The sequence below is a fragment of the Ruegeria sp. BG7 genome (assembly GCF_056535685.1).
In genome coordinates this window covers 1,953,782-1,974,725 of the sequence record NZ_JBQFIU010000001.1, presented here as the reverse complement: position 1 = coordinate 1,974,725, position 20,944 = coordinate 1,953,782, and the positions used below count along the sequence as shown (strand labels likewise).

20 protein-coding genes are annotated in these 20,944 nt (G+C 52.3%); 9 read left to right on the top strand and 11 right to left on the bottom strand.

Annotated features, from left to right (window positions below; genetic code table 11):
- Positions 1-138: 138 nt before the first annotated feature.
- Complete coding sequence (locus tag ACR3EH_RS09820; protein ID WP_170428316.1) at positions 139-897, top strand: DUF4956 domain-containing protein; 759 nt, start codon at positions 139-141, stop codon at positions 895-897.
- Here ACR3EH_RS09820 and ACR3EH_RS09815 read toward each other — a convergent pair whose 3' ends face one another.
- The 7 genes from ACR3EH_RS09815 to ACR3EH_RS09785 all read right to left on the bottom strand — a co-directional run bounded on the left by ACR3EH_RS09815 (position 898) and on the right by ACR3EH_RS09785 (position 6,254).
- Positions 898-1,839, bottom strand: a complete 942-nt coding sequence (locus ACR3EH_RS09815; protein ID WP_171676889.1) for a metallophosphoesterase family protein — start codon at positions 1,837-1,839, stop codon at positions 898-900.
- Positions 1,829-3,262 (bottom strand): hypothetical protein, encoded by a 1,434-nt coding sequence (locus ACR3EH_RS09810; protein ID WP_058282221.1) that lies wholly within the window; start codon positions 3,260-3,262, stop codon positions 1,829-1,831. Before ACR3EH_RS09810 ends, ACR3EH_RS09815 begins: the two co-directional genes overlap by 11 nt.
- Positions 3,263-4,046: 784 nt before the next feature.
- Positions 4,047-4,220, bottom strand: a complete 174-nt coding sequence (locus ACR3EH_RS09805; RefSeq protein WP_165590775.1) for a hypothetical protein — start codon at positions 4,218-4,220, stop codon at positions 4,047-4,049.
- A 43-nt stretch (positions 4,221-4,263) separates the two neighbouring features.
- On the bottom strand, positions 4,264-4,569 hold the full coding sequence (locus tag ACR3EH_RS09800) for a hypothetical protein (protein WP_171676887.1): 306 nt from the start codon (positions 4,567-4,569) through the stop codon (positions 4,264-4,266).
- Between the two features lie 52 nt (positions 4,570-4,621).
- A complete protein-coding gene (locus tag ACR3EH_RS09795) occupies positions 4,622-5,236 on the bottom strand; it encodes a hypothetical protein (protein WP_170568101.1) in 615 nt (204 codons plus the stop codon).
- Positions 5,237-5,291: 55 nt separating this feature from the next.
- A complete protein-coding gene (locus tag ACR3EH_RS09790) occupies positions 5,292-5,591 on the bottom strand; it encodes a hypothetical protein (protein ID WP_171648752.1) in 300 nt (99 codons plus the stop codon).
- Between the two features lie 363 nt (positions 5,592-5,954).
- Complete coding sequence (locus ACR3EH_RS09785) at positions 5,955-6,254, bottom strand: RFA2 family protein (RefSeq protein WP_171187940.1); 300 nt, start codon at positions 6,252-6,254, stop codon at positions 5,955-5,957.
- A 570-nt stretch (positions 6,255-6,824) separates the two neighbouring features.
- On the opposite strand from ACR3EH_RS09785, the gene ACR3EH_RS09780 reads away from it, so the two are divergent.
- The 3 genes from ACR3EH_RS09780 to ACR3EH_RS09770 all read left to right on the top strand — a co-directional run bounded on the left by ACR3EH_RS09780 (position 6,825) and on the right by ACR3EH_RS09770 (position 8,704).
- Entirely contained in the window at positions 6,825-7,340 is a 516-nt protein-coding gene (locus ACR3EH_RS09780) for a DUF805 domain-containing protein (protein ID WP_171676900.1), read from the top strand.
- A 73-nt stretch (positions 7,341-7,413) separates the two neighbouring features.
- A complete protein-coding gene (locus ACR3EH_RS09775) occupies positions 7,414-8,184 on the top strand; it encodes a hypothetical protein (protein ID WP_171676898.1) in 771 nt (256 codons plus the stop codon).
- A gap of 37 nt (positions 8,185-8,221) precedes the next feature.
- Positions 8,222-8,704, top strand: coding sequence for a hypothetical protein (locus tag ACR3EH_RS09770; protein ID WP_254448232.1), 483 nt, complete (start codon positions 8,222-8,224; stop codon positions 8,702-8,704).
- A gap of 661 nt (positions 8,705-9,365) precedes the next feature.
- Here the strand turns inward: ACR3EH_RS09770 and ACR3EH_RS09765 are convergent.
- Both ACR3EH_RS09765 and ACR3EH_RS09760 read right to left on the bottom strand, forming a co-directional pair.
- Positions 9,366-9,725: a group I truncated hemoglobin gene (locus ACR3EH_RS09765; RefSeq protein ID WP_171676624.1), complete on the bottom strand. Its 360-nt coding sequence runs from the start codon at positions 9,723-9,725 to the stop codon at positions 9,366-9,368.
- A 301-nt stretch (positions 9,726-10,026) separates the two neighbouring features.
- Positions 10,027-10,608 carry a TetR/AcrR family transcriptional regulator gene (locus ACR3EH_RS09760; protein ID WP_256367970.1) on the bottom strand — a complete coding sequence of 194 codons (582 nt, stop codon included), beginning with the start codon at positions 10,606-10,608 and terminating at the stop codon, positions 10,027-10,029.
- An 86-nt stretch (positions 10,609-10,694) separates the two neighbouring features.
- On the opposite strand from ACR3EH_RS09760, the gene ACR3EH_RS09755 reads away from it, so the two are divergent.
- Entirely contained in the window at positions 10,695-11,168 is a 474-nt protein-coding gene (locus tag ACR3EH_RS09755) for a cupin domain-containing protein (protein ID WP_171093398.1), read from the top strand.
- Between the two features lie 260 nt (positions 11,169-11,428).
- Here the strand turns inward: ACR3EH_RS09755 and ACR3EH_RS09750 are convergent, their stop codons facing one another.
- Positions 11,429-12,070: a TetR/AcrR family transcriptional regulator gene (locus tag ACR3EH_RS09750; RefSeq protein WP_171188407.1), complete on the bottom strand. Its 642-nt coding sequence runs from the start codon at positions 12,068-12,070 to the stop codon at positions 11,429-11,431.
- An 87-nt stretch (positions 12,071-12,157) separates the two neighbouring features.
- Between ACR3EH_RS09750 and ACR3EH_RS09745 the strand changes: the two genes are divergently transcribed.
- The 4 genes from ACR3EH_RS09745 (at position 12,158) to ACR3EH_RS09730 (ending at position 19,126) form a co-directional block, all read left to right on the top strand.
- Positions 12,158-13,318 (top strand): efflux RND transporter periplasmic adaptor subunit, encoded by a 1,161-nt coding sequence (locus ACR3EH_RS09745; protein WP_171188409.1) that lies wholly within the window; start codon positions 12,158-12,160, stop codon positions 13,316-13,318.
- A gap of 12 nt (positions 13,319-13,330) precedes the next feature.
- Complete coding sequence (locus ACR3EH_RS09740; protein WP_171188411.1) at positions 13,331-16,474, top strand: efflux RND transporter permease subunit; 3,144 nt, start codon at positions 13,331-13,333, stop codon at positions 16,472-16,474.
- A 392-nt stretch (positions 16,475-16,866) separates the two neighbouring features.
- Positions 16,867-18,204 carry an adenylate/guanylate cyclase domain-containing protein gene (locus ACR3EH_RS09735; RefSeq protein ID WP_171647855.1) on the top strand — a complete coding sequence of 446 codons (1,338 nt, stop codon included), beginning with the start codon at positions 16,867-16,869 and terminating at the stop codon, positions 18,202-18,204.
- A 265-nt stretch (positions 18,205-18,469) separates the two neighbouring features.
- A complete protein-coding gene (locus tag ACR3EH_RS09730; protein WP_171188415.1) occupies positions 18,470-19,126 on the top strand; it encodes a class I SAM-dependent methyltransferase in 657 nt (218 codons plus the stop codon).
- A 239-nt stretch (positions 19,127-19,365) separates the two neighbouring features.
- Here the strand turns inward: ACR3EH_RS09730 and ACR3EH_RS09725 are convergent, their stop codons facing one another.
- Positions 19,366-20,928, bottom strand: a complete 1,563-nt coding sequence (locus tag ACR3EH_RS09725) for a glycosyltransferase family protein (protein ID WP_171188417.1) — start codon at positions 20,926-20,928, stop codon at positions 19,366-19,368.
- Positions 20,929-20,944 lie beyond the last annotated feature (16 nt).

Genomic DNA, 20,944 nt, shown 5'->3' with positions numbered 1-20,944 from the left:
ATCACAGTCCGGACGCGATGTCCGAAGAATGCACGGTAATCTCTTTACCTGATCCCGCCTGTTGCGATTGAATTGAATAGGGCACGATGTGCCTTTGGTGAAGCGTAAGCCTTTGGCGTGAGCAGGAAGGAAGACAAGTTGAATACGACCCTCACATTTGTGACCGTGTTGTTGATGCTGCTGTTGCCAGGTGCTGCGGTGTCACAAGTCGACCCTGCGACGATGCTGGCCGGGGCTTCGGGGTCGGAAATCGTTATCGAACGCCGGTGGACGCAGTTTCGTGGCAAACAGGAACTGTATTTCTTTACTCTCGATGTGATCGTTACGATCATTCTGGCTGGCTTGATCGTCTATCATCCGGTGAGACGTAAAGCCCGTAGAAGTGTCAGCGATATCGTCATGCCGCGACTGTTCTTCCTTTATGCGCTTGTCGGCATGGCGGTTGGGTTTCTGGTCGTACAGCACGGATCGATGATCGGGTTCGTGATTTTTGGAATAGGAGCTCTGTTAAGGTTCCGATCAAATATGGATGACCCGGTCGACACGGTGGAAATGATTATAGTCACCGTGCTTGGGCTGGCGGTAGGGCTGGGCTTGCCCTTGATGGCCACACTGGTGGCGGTTGTATGTTGGTGTTTCATTTGGCTCGGTGGGCGAAACAAGGGCGTGGAAATTTCGCTCAAGGCTTCAAACGAAGAGCACTCATTGAAAGTCAGCGGGGACATTGAAGCCATGGCCGCAGACGCTGGCTGGAAGTTGGTCCGAAAACACCACGTTCCTGGAAAATCTCGCGTTTCTTTGCTTTTCATCACTTCGGGTGGATTGTCGGAAGCTCGGATCGAAGAGATGATAAACGATCTGGTCCCTGAAAAAGTTGAGTTGAAACTCAACCTCTAATCATTTCACAAGGTCTAAGCGCTTTAATACCGCATTCGGGGATCTGATCTCTTTCGGTAGCGACTTGAAGTTTACCGACCTTTCGAAATCGGGTCCACGATATACTGCTATCCCAAATTCTCCGTTTGGCTGGAACGTAACATGAGTGAAGCTGTGAGGTGATCTGGCTTTTGAGCCGATAAGCCGTCGCGGGCCACCTCCCAAACAAGCTTGAGAGACGTAAGCCACGCCGTCTTTCCAACCTGGATAGAAGGCATGATGGTGCCCTGACAAATGCAGTACGACACCGCTTTCCAGGTAGATTTTTTCAAGTGTTGGGTCACCGATGATTTCGCGTTCGCGCTGAATCGCGAAGGGCCAGAGTGGGAGGTGACTGAAAGTGACAATCGGGTCTCCATTTGCCCCCAGTTCCTCAAGTCTGTCCTGCTGGTCGCCGGATAGAGGTCCCAAGGTCGTAGCGTCCAAAGACGCAAACGTTACGCCCTGCATCTCAAAAGCGTAGAAGAACGGGTAGTCATCCGAAACCAGAAAATCGACGTCTGGTTTTCGTGGTATCCATTCCTCTGCGTATATTTTTCTTTCACGCTCGAACCCACGGTACGCAGAGGCATCATGGTTTCCTGGCGTGACCGCAAATGGAATGCCGGCAGCCTCTAAAGGATCTGATACGGCCTCGTGAAACGCCTTCCACATATCCCTGACCTGTTTGTCGGACACGTTGGGAATGCGCTGTCCCGCAACCATATCTCCGGTCGAAATAACCAGATCTGGATCAATCTCGACTATCCGCTTAATCGCTTTGTCGACGCGGGCATCGTATCTTACCGAACCATAGCTTCCGTTCAGATCCGATATGACGATAACATCCAATGCCGCCGCTTTGCAGGCGAGCAGAGCGGTCCAAATGAACACCGCAATAAGAGCAGAACACCTACGGGTCATTACAGTCCAAGGCCCCTACCTCGGTGTCGTTTCTCAAAAAGAATGCGACAGGATCCAAGTCGAACATCAAATCGCCATTTGAACAATTGCTCTGGAGGATGGACGTTGCCAGCGCAGTATTTTTGACAACTTGTGCAATCTGACTGTCTGACAAACCAAAGCTTTGCGATAGCCAGTCATGGATCGGGCCTTGGGTTTGAAGGTCACTATTCAATGCAACCAGGCGTCGATATGTGCTTGGAGAGAAGTGGCGAATTTTCTCCAGCATTTGAGTAGATTTCGCGAAGTTGGCATACTCGACACGCCCACCAGCATCGTTGTCGTTTAGATTGCTGCGACGGATCAATAACGCGTCGGCGGGAACGTCTCCATCGTTTGGTTCATGGTGCTTGGCTTTCTTATGCTTCAGTTTTCCGTCTTCGACCCAATACCAATAGGGTGTGAAGTCTATGTTTCCCACGCGGTCCTGCTGGCTAAAGATAAAATCAAGGAGAACAATCTCGGTAAGCTCTTGCATCCAAAAGGTCATCTGTTGGTCACTGACATCGGGACCGAGATCCTTGTTGATCATCCGGTCTTTACGGCCTTCTTTAACGCCCTCTGCAATGGCCTCTGGCATGGGTTTCGAAGAACGCAAAGCTAAGAAAGCGGGGGTTTCCTGAAAATCGCGGTTCTGACCTTTCCCCCATCCAGATTTGCGTGTGCCGTTGATTTCCGAGCCGTATCTATGCCCAGGACTATCAAGCAGTACACCGTATATTTGCGTTCGATCCGAAGTGAATAAATCGTCGGTTGGCTGGTATGAGGCTGGGTCAGCATCCGCAGCTGCGAAGACCCGCCAGCCTTCATGGTTCATGCGTCCGCCATGAGAGCCACCAGAAATTGCAAGGCCAGGCTCGGCGACCTCGGAAAAATGCGCCTGGGTGTCCATGCTACGCCAAACGGCGACTGGAATTTTTACAGTCGTGTCGAAATATCTGGAGAAATGATAGTAAAGCAGCGACGAGGTGGAAAAGGTTCCACTGGTGCCCTTTTGGTTCATGGTGGATTTGAATTTGGCCACCCTGTCCTTGGCCAGATCTTTCGCCGCCTTCCCCTCTTTGCAAGCGTTTCTCTCGAACTCAGAACGGTTCCCCGTGTAGGGTCCTTCCGAAATATCGTAGACGGCCATTCCTGGGCTGGTGCTCCAGGTTTTCGGGCAAATAGCAATTTCGGAGGCATAGAAATCGATCTCGCAATAGGCTGTCTCTTCCTCAAGATCGCTTTTTTGATACGCGCCCGTTGGAACTTTTTCGATCCGAATGCAGCGTTCCGTAACGCCGTTGGGACTCTCAAATGTCGTGGCTTCACCGAGGACATCGTCGCTCGCCCACAAGGCAGTGGGTGCAATGAAAGCCAGTGACCCCAGAAGATTGAACCTCATTTGGATACTCCTCCCGATATCATTTGGGGCAAATCGCTGCCTGTTGTTCGGTAGAGATCGTCAAATTGGGGTCGACACTGAATTTGGAGAACTTTGAGTCAATCCACTGGTCACACCCGCCTGAACATGGGGCACCGTTACGGGCCTCATTCCAATAATCCTTGGCCCTTTCTTCCGTCCAACCGCAAAACTGAACGAGCGCCATTGCCGACAATGCTCCCGAGGAATGAACGCCCCACATGCAGTGCACCAGAACAGGACCCTTTCTAGGGTTTTCAATCACCTCATGTATGGACGCCATGACGGCACTGGGACGGGAGGATCTGGCGCTCTGATAGTCAAAGGATCCGTTTCCACAACTGGTGCGACCGTATTCAGTGTTTTTGCCAAAGTCGGCATAAAACCCGGTTGAAAACCCTTCACCGCACAGAGTTTCGCGTTGACCTTCACTCAGGCCCGTTCGATCCTTATCGCCACCTTTGAAACCAGAGCGATACAATACTCCGCTTAAGACTGGGCGAAAGAAAGCAACGCCGTCAACGCCTCCGTCGCTACCTTTTGAGAGCATTTGACTGTTGCTTGGACCGCCATTTCGACTGGTCACGTCAGAATTCGCAGCGGTTGCGAGAACACCAATGAATATGAGGGACGTCAAAAACCGCATGCCAGCTCCTTTCTATTTTTCAGCCTGTTATGCTCACACTCTTCCCACTTGGAAATCTATTGGAGCGGCTCAATCTCAGCAGCCTTATCAAGTGCGCGATAGACTTTCCGACGTGAAGCTTTAAATCGGCCACACCAGATTGATGATAAAGACGACCACGAAGTAGGCCAGAAAAACTTTCCAGTTCAATTGGTGTTTGTTTTCTTCGTTTATCACGCCGGCCGATTTCAATGCCAGGTTTGTCACAATTAGAGCGACGATGGTAACCGCCGCATGTGCCAAGTCGAAATGCAAACTAAAGCTCCCTATTGCAGATATTTGATTGATGAAAAATGTGTCAGCAGTCACCTGATGGCAGCATAGTTACATCTGAGTACCTTCCCTCAGACGTCGTGATCCGAGCACATGCACCTGTATCCTTGTTAAACCAGTACGAGGTCAGCCCTTCGCTGCGGACGAGTTCAAATCCGAGACTCTGGATGCCCATTTCAGCTTGGCCCGCTTTTGCCCCTTCAAATGACGAAAGATCGCTAGAGCTGCCCACAGTTGGTGCACTTGCATCCACTGATCCACCACTGTCGTCGCATGCTGCAAGCGCAGAAATACACGCTGTGCCGATCACCAATAGGACCTTGGGTTTCATCTGTTTTTCCTTCGCTTTTTGGACTTGCGTTCCAGGGTCTCTGATTGATCACCTATTCAATTCCGAAAATTACGTTGTAGCCGACGGAAGAGTTGCTGCGATTGATGACCTCCACAACATGATCACCAGATTGCCAAAGCTGTCCTCGATACTCCTTGTCCGCCGACATCAATCCCAACAGTTCAGAACCATCGGGGTTGCGAATAACGTAGTCCAAGGAGCCATTTCGCGGAGCAACGCGAACGTAGAGGAACTGTTCGTTTTTGGCACCCAGAACGTATTGCTGCGACGCTCCGGGCGCGAGTTCACCAACAAGTTCTGCGCCAGTGGAACCAGAATCAAATTTGACACGTTGGCTACCAGTAGACCCGGCGGCGCCTGCCATGGCTCCACCGCCATCATCCATCGCTTCGACAACCGACATCTCGCCGATGCTTCCATCCTTGTACGCGATGCAGCGCCAAAGTGTTCCACCTGCATCTCGCAGCATGACGAGCGTGCCCGCTTCTGAGAACTCTGAGCTTTCAATCGTACCGGACTGACCGTCTGGTCCACCAACCTGCCGCAAATGGTCGATACACGCGTCGTCGGCTTCTGACATTGCAAAGGCAGCTGCGCCCGCGATTGCGAACATGGGTGTGAGGAGTTTGAATAAAACGAGTTTCATCAGATGGTTCCCTGTTGGCTTGTCCTTAGAGATTTGTTCCTTACAAAGCGGAACCTCACTTCGCTTCTCGTAACTTTGACAGAAATTCATCGCATGCCTGTGCGCTGCCGACGATCTCGCCCGTCGTTTCAATTCCTTGCAGTGACGCCATTTCGGAATTTACGCGGTTGAGGATCTGATCCGCTTGCTCGGCGGTGATAAGGTTCTCAGCTTGTGCTCCTTTCAATGTGGTGCAGACACCGGCGGACAAGCCTGTCGCAACGCCGACACCCATCGCGGCCCCACCACCCAAGGTCATCGCCCCAACGACGCCGAGGACGAGCCCGATCACAATTCCCAAGATCACTTTTCCCATGTTTTCCTCCCTTTTGGTGAGACAGAGCTCCACCTTCATTTCTGGTGTAAACTGCGAGCCCATCTGCAAATGAAAACCAGCGCCAAAATGTTGAGCATCGGAGCAATCGCTGCAAACCACGGCTTGGCGGACTCCGAAATTAAGTCCGCTACAAGTATCCAAGGTAGTCCCAACGGCAGTAGGTACACTCCGGACAAAGGGTCTCGTTCCTGTCCCAACCAGCCAAATGTGCCTGTCAAGAATGCAACCAACGCCAACAGGTACAGGACCGCGAATACGATGATGGTGGTTCTACAAACCAAGTCGAGCCTCAGCAGATCAAGCCGGTGCTGCGCAGCCGATTTCGGCTACGCGGCAGACTACTCACAGTGCGCCTTCGTCGCCCAGGAACTCGATACCAGCCGTCGCGCCATCAGTGTAAGCAATGCAATTCCAAGGAGCACGATCCTCACCAACACCGACAGTGACTTGTGTTCCAGCTTCGCTAAATGCGGATGAGAGCACCACGACTTGTGAATTGTTCGTCGTGCTGGCTACATCTCGCAAACACGCCTGCTGAGCGGGTGTGAGTTCGGCGGACGCACTGGATGTACCCGTGTCGTCGCAGGCCGCTAGCAGTGTGAAACAAGTTGCGCCCGCAATCATCACCATCTTGTTGGTCATTTTCTTCTCCCTCTGAGTCTGTTGAAATTAACGAAATTGGATACGCTTGTTTGAGGCTCTCGCGTTTGGGCACCGACAGAACACACAACGTTCCTGTGACGACCTTTCCCAAAACTTGCCAAGGGAGGCTTGGCGGGCAGATCACTATTACGTTGACTGCCAAGACCTCCAACAACGTGGGATGGCCGAATGAAATCACTGGCAAAAGCTAGAGCAAACTCTGGAAAGAGGGCGAGTACGTTAAGTCTAAGCATCGCGCTCTCCCAAAGACTGATCCGTGTAAAGTGCCTTCCGGCTGCCAGCACTCACTCCAGCGACCGGAAGGGCTCGGCAAAGCGAGCAGCAACGACAACAACGGAGGTAAAATGAAAGTTGCGTCGAATTCGCATGTTTGAATCTAATTTTTAAAAAATCAACATTTTTTCCGCGCGTAAACTTCGCTACCTTTTCATAGGATAGTTTTTTGGCGTTCAAACACAAAAGGAAGGTGGGAAAACCCAGAAGGGCAAGTTTGTTCTTTTAGGTAGCAAGGCGTTCTGAGGCCACACAGAAACTTAGAAAGGGTTGAAAATGGGATTTGTGGAAGCAGTTAAAACGTGTTTCTCGAAATACTTCCAGTTTTCCGGTCGGGCTATACGCTCAGAATACTGGTGGTTCTTCTTGTTTGTGGTTCTCGTGAGTGCGGCTTTAGCTGTGCTGGATACGATCCTATTCGGGACCAACCCTGAAACGGGGCAGGGATCTCAGGTTCTGTCCTCTGTTTTCCAACTGGCCGTTCTCATACCTATGCTGGCCGCCGGTTGGCGGAGGCTGCACGATACAGGACGACCTGGCTGGTACTTGCTACTGCCGATGGCGCTCAGCATTGTAACTCTTTTTGTTATGCTGGGTGGGGTGGCGTTCTTCTCGGTATTGGAGCAAGGGACCGAAAACCCCGATGCATTGCGAGGACCTGCGGCCGTCCTGGGCGTGACCGGCATTGTTGTTGTCTCAATTCTTCAATTGGTTCTGTCCATTCTGATGATCTGGTGGCTGACACGACCTTCCCAAGAAGGCGCAAACGAATACGGCGAACCTGTTTCCTGATCTGGCTGTCCGGGCAATTGGCTGGAACTTCTGCTGAACGACAGTGCGAACCGTAACTCAATGGAGAGAAAAAATGAGCTTCAAAACCATTTCCATTGGAATGCTACTGATGGCAGGAGCGACCACAGCATCAGCGGAGTGGTCGTTCAACTCCGGGCCTAATCCCAATGCATTTATTCAGACCGGAAACATGACCCTGGAACTTCAGTGTAACCGTATCCGCTTCGCTCCGGCTGGATATGAGGACAGCCAGGACATTGTGGAGAAGCAAGGGCTTTCCATTCGATTTTTAAAGAACGGCACCACCGAAGTTGGGGCATTTCAGGTTGGCGCAGAAAACGCTGCCGTGCAGATCGTCGACAACTATCCCGTCGAGGTCAGTTTCAATAGTCAGCAGGACTATGATTTTGTTCTGGACCAGCTTGCAGCCGATGCATCGGTTAATCTGTCCATGATTGATCAAGATGTCAGCTATGGGATCTTTGACTTGAAAGGTTCCAGCGCAGCAATTCGATCCCTTCGTTCTGCGTGCAACTCGGATGCTAGCCAAGAGGCCTCATATGAAGCACCCGATGGCATCGTCTATTGTGGTGGCGGGGCGATAACACGCGTGATCGAACCCGTAATATTGGACAACCCGGAGGGAGAGTGGGACGCGCGAGTAACAGTCAACGGTGAGTCGATCAGAGCCATGACGGCCTACAGTTACTTCGGAAACTCTGTGCCGCCCGCCGGATTTATCGTCGCCCTGCTTGGGGAGGACAGGTCCGAGTTTCTGATTTTTAGCGAAGGTTCGGCAAACTGGCTAGAATATGGGGACTACAGGTATGATCAATGCAATTGATACCTCCTACCAACCAGCTTCCCAAATAGCGCGTCAGATGAAATGTTTGGTCGCCGGGATTGTGCTTGCTTCGGGCCTTGTTTGGACCTCACCGGCTGTTGCGGCTGATGTTTCGCAACTTCCGCCCGGTTTGCAGGCGAAGGTTGATCTGGCGGCACGAACCTGCGCTGAGTTCAACGACGGTCAGTTTGACTTAGATTGGGGTGCGGTTGAGAGGGTCGATCTCGACGGAGATCTACAACGCGACTGGGTTCTGAATGAGTCTGGTTTCGCGTGTTCAAGCGCCGCATCTCTTTATTGCGGAACTGGCGGATGCATGTCGCACTTTTGGATTAGTGAAGAGGTGCACTCCTTGCTTAACCAAGGCTGGACGGTCGTTGATTTTGGGCGTCAACGCGTTGTTGTGGCAGATATTCATGGATCCAATTGCGACGGAATAAACCCGACGCCTTGCGTCACCGCCAGTGTTTGGGATGCGGACGCTAAGACGTGGCGCTCGTCTGCTGGCGATTGGGAATAAGTTGCATTTGAGAATTGCAGATAAGCCATAGGAGCTGGTTTGTTCGATGGGTTCTCTGTAGCATGTAAACTTAAGGGAAAATTGTGCATAGCTATGCGCAAATACCGCGCAGAGTTATGGGCAATCTTTCAAGATTTTCTTCAATGAAATCAATTTTGGGAATGCAGCGTTATGAGCGCACCTACAAGCAGTTGTTGATCCCGCAGTTGCGCAATCGTGGTTTGATGAGCAGCTCAGCCTTGCAAGGACCGGACGCTTCTTCTTTTCGATGACCCAATTTGTCGTCGTGGTGCGCAAAAAGGGGTGATTGAGCTAAGTAAATCGGCCTAGGTTCTTTCGCGGGCTTCATGAAAGTCGCGGTTCAAGAGACCCCCATTGGTGTCACAGGCGCCCCAACAGGTGCTGCAAATCTTTTGTCCATACTTAATTGTCGTCGGTGAAGTCCCAAGGAAGTGCCAGACGTGCAGGCATTGATCAGACGTTCGAACGACCGCAGCGATAGGCGTGATGACAGAAGGTCTCGTATTGGTACTTACTCAATGGCGACAACACAGGTGCGTGGCTGTCACTTCCAGCTTGCAGCTGTATTTGGCGTGATCTAATCGCCCTGTTCTGATCTAATGAAATGAATATTGCCGACTCTACCCGGTTATGGCGAAACTCAGATACCGACAACTTGGTCCTTGAGGCAATATAGAATGTATAAGACCTCTTCTTGTTCCCGTTGGCCGACGTCGTTGGCCTTTAGGGCGTTCATGGCGTCGTCCAGAACAGCGACAAACTCATCTCCGCTGATGTTCATGTACTGATGCGCTGTAACCATATCCTTGCCTGTGTATATCTCAGGCCCGCCAGAACCAGTTATGAAGAAGTCTCCTGCCATTTGTTTGAGGTGTTCCATATCAGTTCCCGCAAATCGTGCAGCGACAACTAGGTTTTTGGAGTGATTGTCTACCAGAACGTCGACTATTCGCCGAATGCCATCCGTTCCTCCCAGACGTTCATATAGCGTCTTTGACATGGTGCCCCCCTGTCCGGCTCACCTCAAACCTTGATCTCTTGTGAATGCTAGCATGTCGCACTGATTGGCACCAAATCTATAGCATTCAGGCGATGTCTATGATCGTAAACCATCACCAAGTGTGATGTCTGCTTTAGGGCTCGAGGCAGACGTTCGCAAAATCGCGATGCATGTCCGCTTTGCGGACTTTGCGGACATCCGCATTTTTTCTCCAAAGGACCGCAGTTAGCCCTGAAACGGACGTTAAACGGGTGTCTATTTGCCAGTAGTTTTAAGTTAAAGTAGGCGTCTGAATCCTGCCTCAGTTTTTTGGCAAGTACCGATCCAACAGAGCGTCGACCAACCCTTCCTGAAGCTGGTAACCAGTTGCTTCGTCCACACGCAAAATATCTTCAAGAATGACAAGTTGTTCCATGCCCGTCGTCATGGACAATCGCTTCGACAGGTCATCGATTTCCTTCGGCTCCATCAATGGGTGAACTGGCGCAAGTGCTTCCGAAAAAGCCGCCACTCTTCTAGCACCACGCATTTTGACCGTTCCATCTTCAAGAGATGCCTTGAGTGATTCCGCCAGAAACTGCCGGAAGTGCGCCTCATGAATCCGAGAAAATTCCAGATAGTAACGCGCGACCACATGTACACGGCTCCTAACGTCATCCAGTCCCTCAAGAAGTTCCGACGTAGGCGTGACGTCAAGATCCAGCGTCGCATCTAAGGCTAAGACACTCGGGTCAGAAAAGTAGCGATAGACCGTCGCACGGCTGATTTTGGCGCGTTCAGCGACTTTTGCCAGCGTGACTTCCTTGCCTTCCGACATCAGGTCACGTGCAGCCGAAAGAAGTACTTCTCGCGTTCGGTTGATTTGATTTGTACGAGGCGCCAATTTCAAGCCTTTTGTGATACACTTGTCTCATAAGTAGATATATGTATCATAAGAGAGGTATGTTTCAAGTAAAGGGAGTCGCAGTAATGACTGAATCTCGCCCGCGAATTTATCATCTTCTTGGGAACCTTTTGACCTTTCATGCCTTTCCCAATGAGACAGGAGATCGTTGCACAATTGTTGAGATAAAGACGGCACCTGGTGCCGGTGCACCACCCAATCATCATGCTGGCGAAGATGAGAGCTTCTATGTGCTCGATGGTGAATTCGAGTTCTTTTTGAATGGTGAGACAGTCAACGTCAAATGTGGTGACTTCGTTAAGGTTCCAGACGGCGCAGTGCACGCCTTTACATGCACCGGAGAGCGGCCTGGCCGGCTACTTTGCATCAACGCCCCCGGCGCGATGCATGACACTTTCTTTACTGAAGCCGGTGAAACAATGCCTGATGGCACGACCGATATCCCAGCGCCAGATGGACCACCAGACATTCCGGCGATCATGGCCGTAGCGGACCGAGTGGGAATGACAATCCTGGCGCCAGCGGACGTTCCCAGCTAACGAACGCGCGTGCATAGCTCCGGGTTACGAAACGGAGGCTTTGGTACAAAGCCTCTGCCGTACACCTTACCTTGTAATACTGGCTCAACCCGAAGCCGACATTCACGACGAGACCTTGCGCTTCTGGATAGCGGACATTCGCGGCGCTTTCCAAAAATGTCTTCTACGTGAACCAAAGCAATCGTTTAGGCGCAGGCGCGATAGCGGCATAGATCGTCTGCTATCAGTGCTTGGTTGAGTTCGTTTTGGCGTGAGAACGCTCAACTCAGCATTCTTTCCGAAACGTCCTCAAGAAGGGCATGAAGATCGAACTCTTCGCCTTTTTCCGCAAGCCCTTTGTCATGCAGAATGAACGACAGCCCGTGCACGAAACTCCACAACAAAAAACCACGGCGGCGAACTTCGTCTGTGATTCCCGGTTCACCGAGACACTTTGCTACTTCAGTCAAAAGAATCCCGAAGCTTTGCTGGCCGCCTTCCTCCAGTCGGGGGTCCGCAATACGGTCTGTGAAGCCGCCAAATTTCAGTCTGAAGATTCCGGGCTCATTTAACGCGAAGGCAATATACTCCATTCCTATGGCAGTAAGGCGCTCGGGAGATCCTTCAGGAACACCTTCCAGCGCGGCAAGCATTTTGTCTCGGTGCCGATCCATTCCTTCAAGGACAGTGGCAACCAGCATTTCTGTCTTGTCTTTGAAGTGCTTGTAAGGTGCCGCGGTTGATACGCCCGCGCGTCTGCACGCCTCGGATACAGAAAAACTGTCCGGACCTTTTTCTTCAACCAACTGTCGGGTTGCTTCGATCAGTGCAGCGCGGAGATCGCCGTGATGATAGGCTTTCTTGCTGACGGAAAGACCAGCCGCTTGTTTGTTTGTCGGACGATTTTTTTCGGTGCTGCTCATGATCCAACATGTGCCAGATCACGTATCTCTTGTCAAAGTGAGAACTTCTAACATATGTTAGAGACGCTAACTTGATGAGGTCCCCAAATGCCGAATCCTGCAAATTCATCTACTGAAGCGACCAAACCGAGCCCACTTGCACGTGTGTTGCGCGGCACTGTGCGCCTGGGAGTGACCGTCAGTTTTATAGCTGTTGCAGCGGCCGCCGTTTATTTTGGCGCATCCGAGCTCACCCGTAGAGCGGACGCTGTACCCGCACCGGATGCCGCCGCTGTGACACCCGTGTCCGTGACACCGATCACGTCCGAGAGCGCTTACACAGTCGACCGTGTATTCATCGGGCAGGTCGAACCTCAGCGTTCGGCAGATATCTCTTTCGAACTGAACGGGACGCTGGATCAAATTCTGGTCGATGAAGGTGATGAGGTTGCCAAGGGTCAACTTCTTGCGACACTGGACATCGCACTGCTGGAGGTCGAACGCGACCGTCTGACAGCATCACGTGACGCCATTGCAGCCCAACTTTCATTTGCAAAGAAAACGGTCGAGCGAAACGCGAAACTAATTGAACAAGGCTTTACCAGCCAAGCCCGTTTGGACGAGGCCGTTTCTCAGCAGGATGAATTGCTATCCAGGATTGGCGAGTTAGATGCGGCCTTGCGTGATGTGACCGTTCGGATCGAGAAATCCAGTATCGAGGCTCCGTTTGCCGGTCAAATAACCGCGCGACACGTGGATGGCGGTGAAACTTTGCGCTCGGGCGAGTTGGTTCTGGGTATGGTCGAGGTCGTGTCGCCGCAGGTTCGGATAGGTATCCCTCTCGATATTGATCCGGCGCTGCTGACTGACGTTGAAATCGAAATTGCAGGTCAAAGCTATCAGGCTGAGCTTGCAACTTTACGGCCCGATATTGACCCGGTGACCCGAACCCGCACCGCGCTGTTCGGTTTGAAGAACGCGCCGGACGTTGCTTTCGGACAAACCGCACGTGTGCATGTACTCGATCCCGTCCAAAGTGCGGGGACCTGGGTGCCTACAACATCTCTGAAGGAAGGAACGCGCGGGCAATGGACATTGCTCGTTGCCGACGCGCAAAAAACTGTGCGGCTAGCGGCGGTCGAAGTGCTGCATGCCGAAGACGACCGCGTCTTTGTGCGTGGCGCGTTTCCGGACGGCACCGTCCTGATCGATCAGGGGCCGCAGCGAGTCAGCGTTGGTCAACGCGTTGCCTTCAACACTGGCGAGTAACGGAGCGATCTGATGGAAACCCTTACCTTTCGCCACCCCAGGCTGGTTGCCCTAATCGTTTTAGTGCTTGTATCCGCAGGTCTGTCTTCGTTCCTGTCTCTTGGGCGACAAGAAGACCCTACGATCACCAACCTCTTCGCAACTGTAAAGACACAGTTCCCGGGTGCAGATCCAGAACGGGTTGAAGCGCTGGTCACTGCAGAAATCGAAGAAGAACTGCGTAAAATCGCCGAGGTGGATGAGATCAGTTCAGTCTCCCGCTCGGGTGTGTCGGTCGTTTCGGTAGAATTGCTGGAAACGCTAGACGAAGCCACCATTGAGCAGGTTTGGGCCGAGGCTCGGGATGCCGTCGAAGATGCGCGCCAGAACTTTCCGGCAGGAGTTTTGCCGCCGGAATTCGATGCCGAGGGCATTTCTGCCTATTCTGCGGTCATTGCAGTTGCGGCCGAGGATCCAGACTTTCCGTTAACTTTGCTGTCACGTCATGCTGAAGCACTGGGCGACAGATTGCGTGCGATACCTGCTACGCGAGCAGTGGACTATTTCGGTCAGCCGAAAGAAGAGGTGCTCGTAAGTGTGGATATGGACAAGGCCGCTGCGCTTGGGCTTGGCGCTGCCGAGATTTCCCAGCGGATCGCCGAAGCAGACGGAAAGGTTCAGTCTGGGCGGTTGCAATCTGATGTCGACCTGACCATCGGCGTCAGCGGAGAAATTGAGAGTTTGGATCGCATTCGGAGCATCGTCCTGCGTGAAAACGCAGGCGGTGCCGTGGTGAAGCTCGGAGATATTGCAAGCGTAGACCGTGGCGCACGCGAACCGCAGTCCTCAATCGCGTTTGCCAACGGAAAGCCCTCCGTTTTGGTCGGGATTCTGGCGCAGGACGGCGTACAGATCGACCGTTGGACAGGCTTCCTTCGGGATGAGCTTGATGCCGGCGCCGCGTCGGTACCTTTGGGCATGCAGGAAATACTGCTATTTGATCAAAGCCAGTACACGGCGGATCGTTTGTCAGAGGTTGGGGTCAACATGGCCATTGGCGTGGCTCTGGTCGTGGCAGTTTTGTTTGTTACTTTAGGGGTTCGGGCAGCCGCGATTGTGGCTTTGGTTTTGCCGGTTGTCTCATTGGCGACCCTGGCGACGATGAACATGATTGGATTGCCAATTCATCAGATGTCTGTGACCGGACTGATTGTTGCCCTCGGACTGCTCGTTGACGCAGCCATCGTGATGACCGATGAAATCCGACGTCGTCTGCAGGATGGGATGGAGCGACTTGCAGCCGTACGAGATGCTGTTCGCAGGTTGGCCGCGCCACTGCTGGCATCGACCGTGACAACGGCGCTTGCCTTCACGCCGATGATATTGCTGCCGGGACCCGCAGGCGATTTTGTCGGCGCCATCGCTATCGCCGTGGTTCTTATGCTTGTCTGGTCCCTGGTTGTGGCCTTGACTGTGACTCCGGCGATTGCGGGCTGGCTACTGTCCGATCGCCCAGACGCAGGAATGCTGAGCCGCGGTATCAGTATCCCGCCACTTGCCCGTATGTTCGAGGCCTCAATTCGATTGTCTGTTGCTAATCCTGTGCGATCCATCGCGTTGGCATTGATCTTGCCGGTGCTTGGCTTTGCGGCCTTTCCAACGCTGACCGCGCAATTCTTCCCAGGCGTCGACCGCAACCAATTCTATATCGAAGTCGATATGCCGGGTGGAACGTCAATTGCCACCACCGAAGCAACCGCCCGCCAGATCGATGAAATGCTGCTGGCTGACGACGGCGTCAAAAGTGTCTACTGGACCGTCGGAGAGTCCGGCCCGGCATTCTACTACAACATCGTTGGAAACCGCTCACGCGAGCCTGGGTTCGCACAAGCTATGATTACGACCGACACGGCCGACGACGCCGCCCGCCTTGTTGGAACGTTGCAGAGTCGTCTGGATACTGGCTTTCCTGACGCGCAGATCATCGTTCGCAGTCTTGTTCAGGGCCCTCCGGTCGACGCACCGGTTGAAGTCAAAATTCAGGGGCAGGACATCACGGTATTGCGTGATCTGGGCGACGAGGTGCGTTCAGTCATGGCCAATCTCGATCTGGTAACCCAGGCGCGCGCCAGCGTGAACGGAGGCAACCCTCAAATCCGGTTCGAGATTGATGAGGTCAAAGCGCGTCTGCTGGGACTGGACGTTGCGGATATAGCTGGTCAGCTGGACACGGCGCTTGTTGGCATCACCGGTGGATCACTGATCGAAGGGACTGAACAGTTGCCGGTGCGCGTTCGCTTAGGTGACGAGGTGCGGTCAGATCTAAGCGCGATTTTCAGTATGCCTATCCTACTGCCAAATGCAGCTGCGATATCTGCGACTGGAGCCTTCCCAGCGGTACCGCTGTCGGAATTGGCCAAGCCCGTGATTGAACCGGCAGAAAGCGTAATAACTCGAACGGACGGTACGCGCGAAAACACTATTCAGGCGTTTGTTGTACCCGGTATTTTGCCCGAAGAGGCGTTGCAGGACGTACTAGAAGCACTTGATGCGTCCGGGTTTGTGTTGCCGCAAGGCTATTCGATGTCCTTAGGCGGCGACAGTGATGCCCGATCTAACACCGTTGGCAATCTGCTTGCCTCTGTTGGTTTGATTGTGACACTCTCCATCGCGACCATCGTTCTGACCTTTAACTCGTTCCGGCTGACCCTTGTGACCTTGGTCGTGTGCGTGTTGTCTGCAGGCCTTTCAATGCTGTCGCTGGCCGTTATGCAATTCCCGTTCGGAATTACGGCGATCATCGGGGTCATCGGATCGATCGGGGTTTCGATCAACGCGGCGATAATCATTCTGACCGGGTTGCAACAAGACGCTGACGCAAGCCAAGGTGACCGAGCGGCCATGGCGCGCGTTGTGACTGGTTCAAGTCGGCACATCATCTCGACAACAATCACAACCTTTGGCGGCTTCCTACCCCTGATCATAGCTGGAGGAGCATTTTGGCCGCCATTCGCCGTTGCAATCGCCGGGGGCGTACTGTTGTCGACTGTTGTATCCTTCTATTTCACCCCACCCGTGTTTGCGTTGATGTATCGTGGCAAGCTCAACAAACCGCTTGAGGCAAACAATCAACATTCCCAGCCTCAAGAAGCAATTGTCACGCTTGTAGCAGAATGAGGATTGAGACTACTTCGCTTTGCGAGGTGGTATGTTTCAAATCCCTCGTTGTTCGAAGCAAGGTTCAATTTCTGCTATGGGCAGCACGCTGAACTCTGCAAAGTCTGGTTTCTGCGCTTTGCTGTCGTTAGCGCGGGCTGCAGCACCCGGTAACTTTGGGGCTCGATGCGGTCATCGACTGCACTCGGCATGAGCGGCTGCTTCGCCGGAAATGCAGACCTCCAGTTTTTACATGATAATTATAATCCTTACATGACGCAAGTTGCGCTCAACCAAAGAGATCATTGACCGATAGGCCAAACGAACTTCAATATGATCATGCGCTGGCTCCGTCGCGAACCACATTGAAATTATGGGCGGAGGATTGGCCAGAGAACGACTGGGAGGGGCGCATGACTGCCAATGTGGAGACCCTTTTCACCGAAAGCGACGGGCTATCCATCGCCTATCAAGTTTGGGGCGATGGGCCGCGCAATCTTGTGTTGGTCCCCGGAATGATTTCGCATCTGGAAGCGTCCATGGAAAATCCGGGCTACCTGCAGTGGATGACAGCGCTCAGCTCGGTGGGAAGATTGGTGACCTTCGACAAACGCGGCAACGGCATGTCAGACCGCATTCAGGGGACACCAACCCTTGAAGAGCGCGTCATGGATATAGAGGCTGTGATGGATGTCACTGAAATGACCTCAGCCACGGTCATTGCTTTCTCCGAGGGGGCTTCACTTGCCTGTGTCTATGCCGCGATGCGCCCCGAGCGCGTCGAACGTCTGGCTTTGTGCGGCGGGTACGCTCAAGGCCGTCTTACTCGCGGTTACCTGACCCCCGAAAGCCTTAAAATCGCGTTGAAGCAGTTTCGCGAGAATTGGGGGAAGCTCTATAAACCTCACCCATTCTCGGCTTTTGGCCCAAGTGAGGACGATGTTGAAGCTCAGGAAGCATGGGCGCATTTCCAAAGGATGAGCGCGACCCCTATTACAGTCGCCAACCTGTTCGAATTGGCTGCCCGGATAGATATCCGGGAATTGCTGCCTTCTATTTCACAACCCACTTTGGTTATACATCGCGAATTTGAAGAACCCAACGGGGCTGATTGCGCCAAGGATTTTCTGCGTTTGATGCCATCCACTGAATACAAAACCATACCCGGCCACGAGCATGTGCCATGGGAAGGCGACGTGGACAGCTATGCGGCCGCACTCGTCGAGTTTGTCACCGGCGAAGCATCGGCGACGATCCAACCCAAGCGCACCCTTGCTACCGTTCTGTTCTCAGATCTCGTCGCGTCCACCTCACAACAAGCACGTATCGGTGATGAGAATTGGCGCGACCTTATGAACCGCCACGATGACGTCTGCGCAAACCAGATCTCTCGACACGGTGGTCAACTGGTGAAATTCACCGGCGACGGTGTGCTGGCGACGTTCAGTTCTCCTACAAGTGCGCTGGCCTGCGCTGGTTCGTTACGTGAAGCGTTGTCTGCAATCGACCTTAACGCACGCTTCGGCGCTCACACAGGTGAGATTGAAATTCGCGGCGAGGATATCAGCGGCCTTGGCGTGGTCATAGCCGCTCGAGTGATGGGCCAAGCCCAGGAAGGACAGGTTCTGGCATCCGATCTCACGCGGCAACTGATGCTTGGTGCGCCGTTCGAGTTTCAAGACTGCGGTGAGCACGAGTTGAAGGGCGTTCCAAATTCTTGGAGACTGCACGCGGTCAGCCCTACGAACTAAACAACTTGGAACCCTGGCCTTGCCTACTGGTCTTAAACACGGAATCCGATTGTCGGCTTTGGAGCTCGGTGCGGCCATTCGCCGAAATGTCGCGAGCGACCGCTACACGGGCGAAGCTACCGATCAGCTATTGGTCGGTTCGTAAGGTTGCGGCACTCCAAACGAAACTGGCGACCTTTAGAGACCCGAAGTGCTTTTCCATTGGTATTTCAGTACCAACGGTGGCATCGTCCATTCTCGAAAATGACAATAACTCGAGGTAAAAATGGGCGACGGCTACCTGCATCGATACTTTCTGAATAATGGCGACAAACGCCTGCACAAGTGGGTGCACTACTTCGACATATATGAAAAACACTTTGAGAAATTCCGTAGTCGCCCCATACGGATGCTCGAAATTGGCGTTCACGGTGGCGGTTCGCTAGAGATGTGGCGCGACTATTTTCACAACGAATCACAAATAGTTGGTATCGACATCAACCCCGAATGCGAGAAGCATGCCGCCAATAACATAGATATTCATATAGGGAGCCAAGACGACAAGAAATTTCTCGAGGAAGTATCTGATAAGTATGGAGGTTTCGATGTTGTTCTTGACGATGGCAGCCACGTAAACTCCCACGTTATTACGACGTTTGGAACCCTTTACGAGCGTGTTTCGGCTCATGGGACATACATGGTGGAAGACATGCACACGTCGTATTGGCCAAGATTTGGAGGCGGGTTGGGAAAGGAAGGTACTTTCATTGAGTATGCGAAATCAAAGATTGATGAGTTGAACGCTCAACATGTTCGAGGCGATTTCGAAACGACAGCCTTTACACGCCAAACCGATAGCATAACTTTTTACGATAGTATGGTCGTGTTCGAACGACGGCCCCAAGGTCGACGGCAAGACTTGGTTACTCGTTCAATGAAATAAGCCAGAGCTGTTTTGCTTCCCTTATCATACTCGCTAGGGAATAATTTCTACAAGGATTTCGAAACGCAAGTTAAGGGGCTCTGGGTTGTTCGCATTATTTCACACTGCTTAAAAAGTCTTATAGGCTGCCTTGCGAACTAGATTACTAACCCATGGAATTACGGAGAGAAATTGGCTTTGAACCGAAAGGTAGCCTGTTGCATTAACAATTGTTTGAACATGCAGCCAATCCAACGTGCTCAAAGTGCGTTTATTCGTTCAATAATTGTAGCCGCTCTTGCATCAAAAGAGTGTCTATGGCGCATTTGATGAGCAAAGGCGATCCTTTCGATGCGACGGTCAATTCTTTCATCCCGTGCGGCTACAATAGCTTCCGCGAAATCGGTCTTGTCCCGGACGATGTATAGATAAGGTTTGATGTCCTCAGGAAACCAGCCTACGTCGTCCGTTATAACCGGAGTTGCGCACGCAAGCGCATCAAATATTCTATTTGATGGTATACCAGCGGAACACATAGTTGGTGTGTGATCGTTTAGAACCGCGGATGCAGAGCGATAAACACTTGGTAGGTCTTCGTTCGGTACCCTTGCGCCCACAAGCAGTTTGGAGGCGTCAGTATGTTCCCAACCGTTTCCCCACAATCGGATATCACATTGAGTTTCTAGTGCGTATCGAACCATTGGGCGGCCGCTTCGGGCGATACCGACGAAAACGGCGGATCCGCGATCCGTCACTGTCTTTGGTGGCACCATCCTTTTAGGGTCGAAGGCTTGAGGGAGCAGCGAAGTTCTCTCCAACTCGACGTGAGATGCGACATCGTCCAGCGCAGGTTTCCCAGCTACGAAGAAATGATCTCCCCCGGCTATCTCTCTTTTGCTTAGTCCTGGTTTGGACATCAGCCAAAAAAGCGTTCGCCGACCCGGTACGGGCGCATATTTCGCGCCTCCCCTCAACACCAAATCAATCTCGTCGGGCGTTTCAACTACATCCCAGTGTTTTCTCGTCTGAACACGGGCGCGATGTCCTGCGCGTTGTAGAGCCTCCATCAGAGCAACTCCAAAATGGTAATCGCCCCAGCGGTTCTGAACCCGAGGCCGTGGGACTGGCAGTTTTATTGCCAAGTTAAAACTCTCGTTATTGTTGATCCACGGACATTTGGAAGTTGGAGTAAGCTCAAAGCTGTTAACTGTTGCTTCACAGTCAGATCTATCGCCGTATACACTGCAGATTTCATTGTATTTTTCCTGCAAAACTCTATTCGTAGGATCTAGTTTTTCCACTACAATTATGCCGGTTGGTGCCGCGTCATAAAGTTCCAATTTTAGATCTGGGCGATATTCCCGAAGGATGGGAACAATCTTCCAGACATCACCTGTCCAGTCACGTGTTTCAACTGTGCTCCGGTCGCGATTCGCCATGTTTGTCGTCCAAGGCAGAAAGTTCTTCATGACGATTCTGCCCTCAGGTGCCATTAGTCGCTCGGAATTCATGAAGTCGCGCAACAGAACTTCAAATAGATGCATGCCGTCCAAAAATGCGAGGTCGAATCTGGCACCTGTATTTGCAATGAAACTTGACGAAAAAAAATCGTCACTGGTTTGTTGCATGAGGAACAGTTGTTCTTTTCCCTTCAATACATTGCGTTTCAGTCGAAATTCTGGATCAACCGCCACTGAGTTTGTTTGAGACAGTGTAAGGCTACGTCCAGTCTGCGTTCCTATTTCCAAATACCAGTTCGGCTTCATCCGTCGATGCAAACCGGCCAGTACCTCTGTATAGGGATGTCCTTTTGCTTTGCGCATTCCCACTCCATGAAAC

Bases quoted from the DNA above. Each gene is read 5' to 3' on its own strand.
- ACR3EH_RS09795 (WP_170568101.1), bottom strand. From the start codon at position 5,236: ATGAAACTCGTTTTATTCAAACTCCTCACACCCATGTTCGCAATCGCG.
- ACR3EH_RS09765 (WP_171676624.1), bottom strand. From the start codon at position 9,725: ATGTCAAAGACGCTATATGAACGTCTGGGAGGAACGGATGGCATTCGG.
- ACR3EH_RS09810 (WP_058282221.1), bottom strand. From the start codon at position 3,262: ATGAGGTTCAATCTTCTGGGGTCACTGGCTTTCATTGCACCCACTGCC.
- ACR3EH_RS09780 (WP_171676900.1), top strand. From the start codon at position 6,825: ATGGGATTTGTGGAAGCAGTTAAAACGTGTTTCTCGAAATACTTCCAG.
- ACR3EH_RS09735 (WP_171647855.1), top strand. From the start codon at position 16,867: ATGACTGCCAATGTGGAGACCCTTTTCACCGAAAGCGACGGGCTATCC.
- ACR3EH_RS09745 (WP_171188409.1), top strand. From the start codon at position 12,158: ATGCCGAATCCTGCAAATTCATCTACTGAAGCGACCAAACCGAGCCCA.
- ACR3EH_RS09770 (WP_254448232.1), top strand. From the start codon at position 8,222: ATGAAATGTTTGGTCGCCGGGATTGTGCTTGCTTCGGGCCTTGTTTGG.
- ACR3EH_RS09800 (WP_171676887.1), bottom strand. From the start codon at position 4,569: ATGAAACCCAAGGTCCTATTGGTGATCGGCACAGCGTGTATTTCTGCG.
- ACR3EH_RS09730 (WP_171188415.1), top strand. From the start codon at position 18,470: ATGGGCGACGGCTACCTGCATCGATACTTTCTGAATAATGGCGACAAA.
- ACR3EH_RS09750 (WP_171188407.1), bottom strand. From the start codon at position 12,070: ATGAGCAGCACCGAAAAAAATCGTCCGACAAACAAACAAGCGGCTGGT.
- ACR3EH_RS09740 (WP_171188411.1), top strand. From the start codon at position 13,331: ATGGAAACCCTTACCTTTCGCCACCCCAGGCTGGTTGCCCTAATCGTT.
- ACR3EH_RS09755 (WP_171093398.1), top strand. From the start codon at position 10,695: ATGACTGAATCTCGCCCGCGAATTTATCATCTTCTTGGGAACCTTTTG.
- ACR3EH_RS09790 (WP_171648752.1), bottom strand. From the start codon at position 5,591: ATGGGAAAAGTGATCTTGGGAATTGTGATCGGGCTCGTCCTCGGCGTC.
- ACR3EH_RS09815 (WP_171676889.1), bottom strand. From the start codon at position 1,839: ATGACCCGTAGGTGTTCTGCTCTTATTGCGGTGTTCATTTGGACCGCT.
- ACR3EH_RS09725 (WP_171188417.1), bottom strand. From the start codon at position 20,928: ATGCGCAAAGCAAAAGGACATCCCTATACAGAGGTACTGGCCGGTTTG.
- ACR3EH_RS09785 (WP_171187940.1), bottom strand. From the start codon at position 6,254: ATGACCAACAAGATGGTGATGATTGCGGGCGCAACTTGTTTCACACTG.
- ACR3EH_RS09775 (WP_171676898.1), top strand. From the start codon at position 7,414: ATGAGCTTCAAAACCATTTCCATTGGAATGCTACTGATGGCAGGAGCG.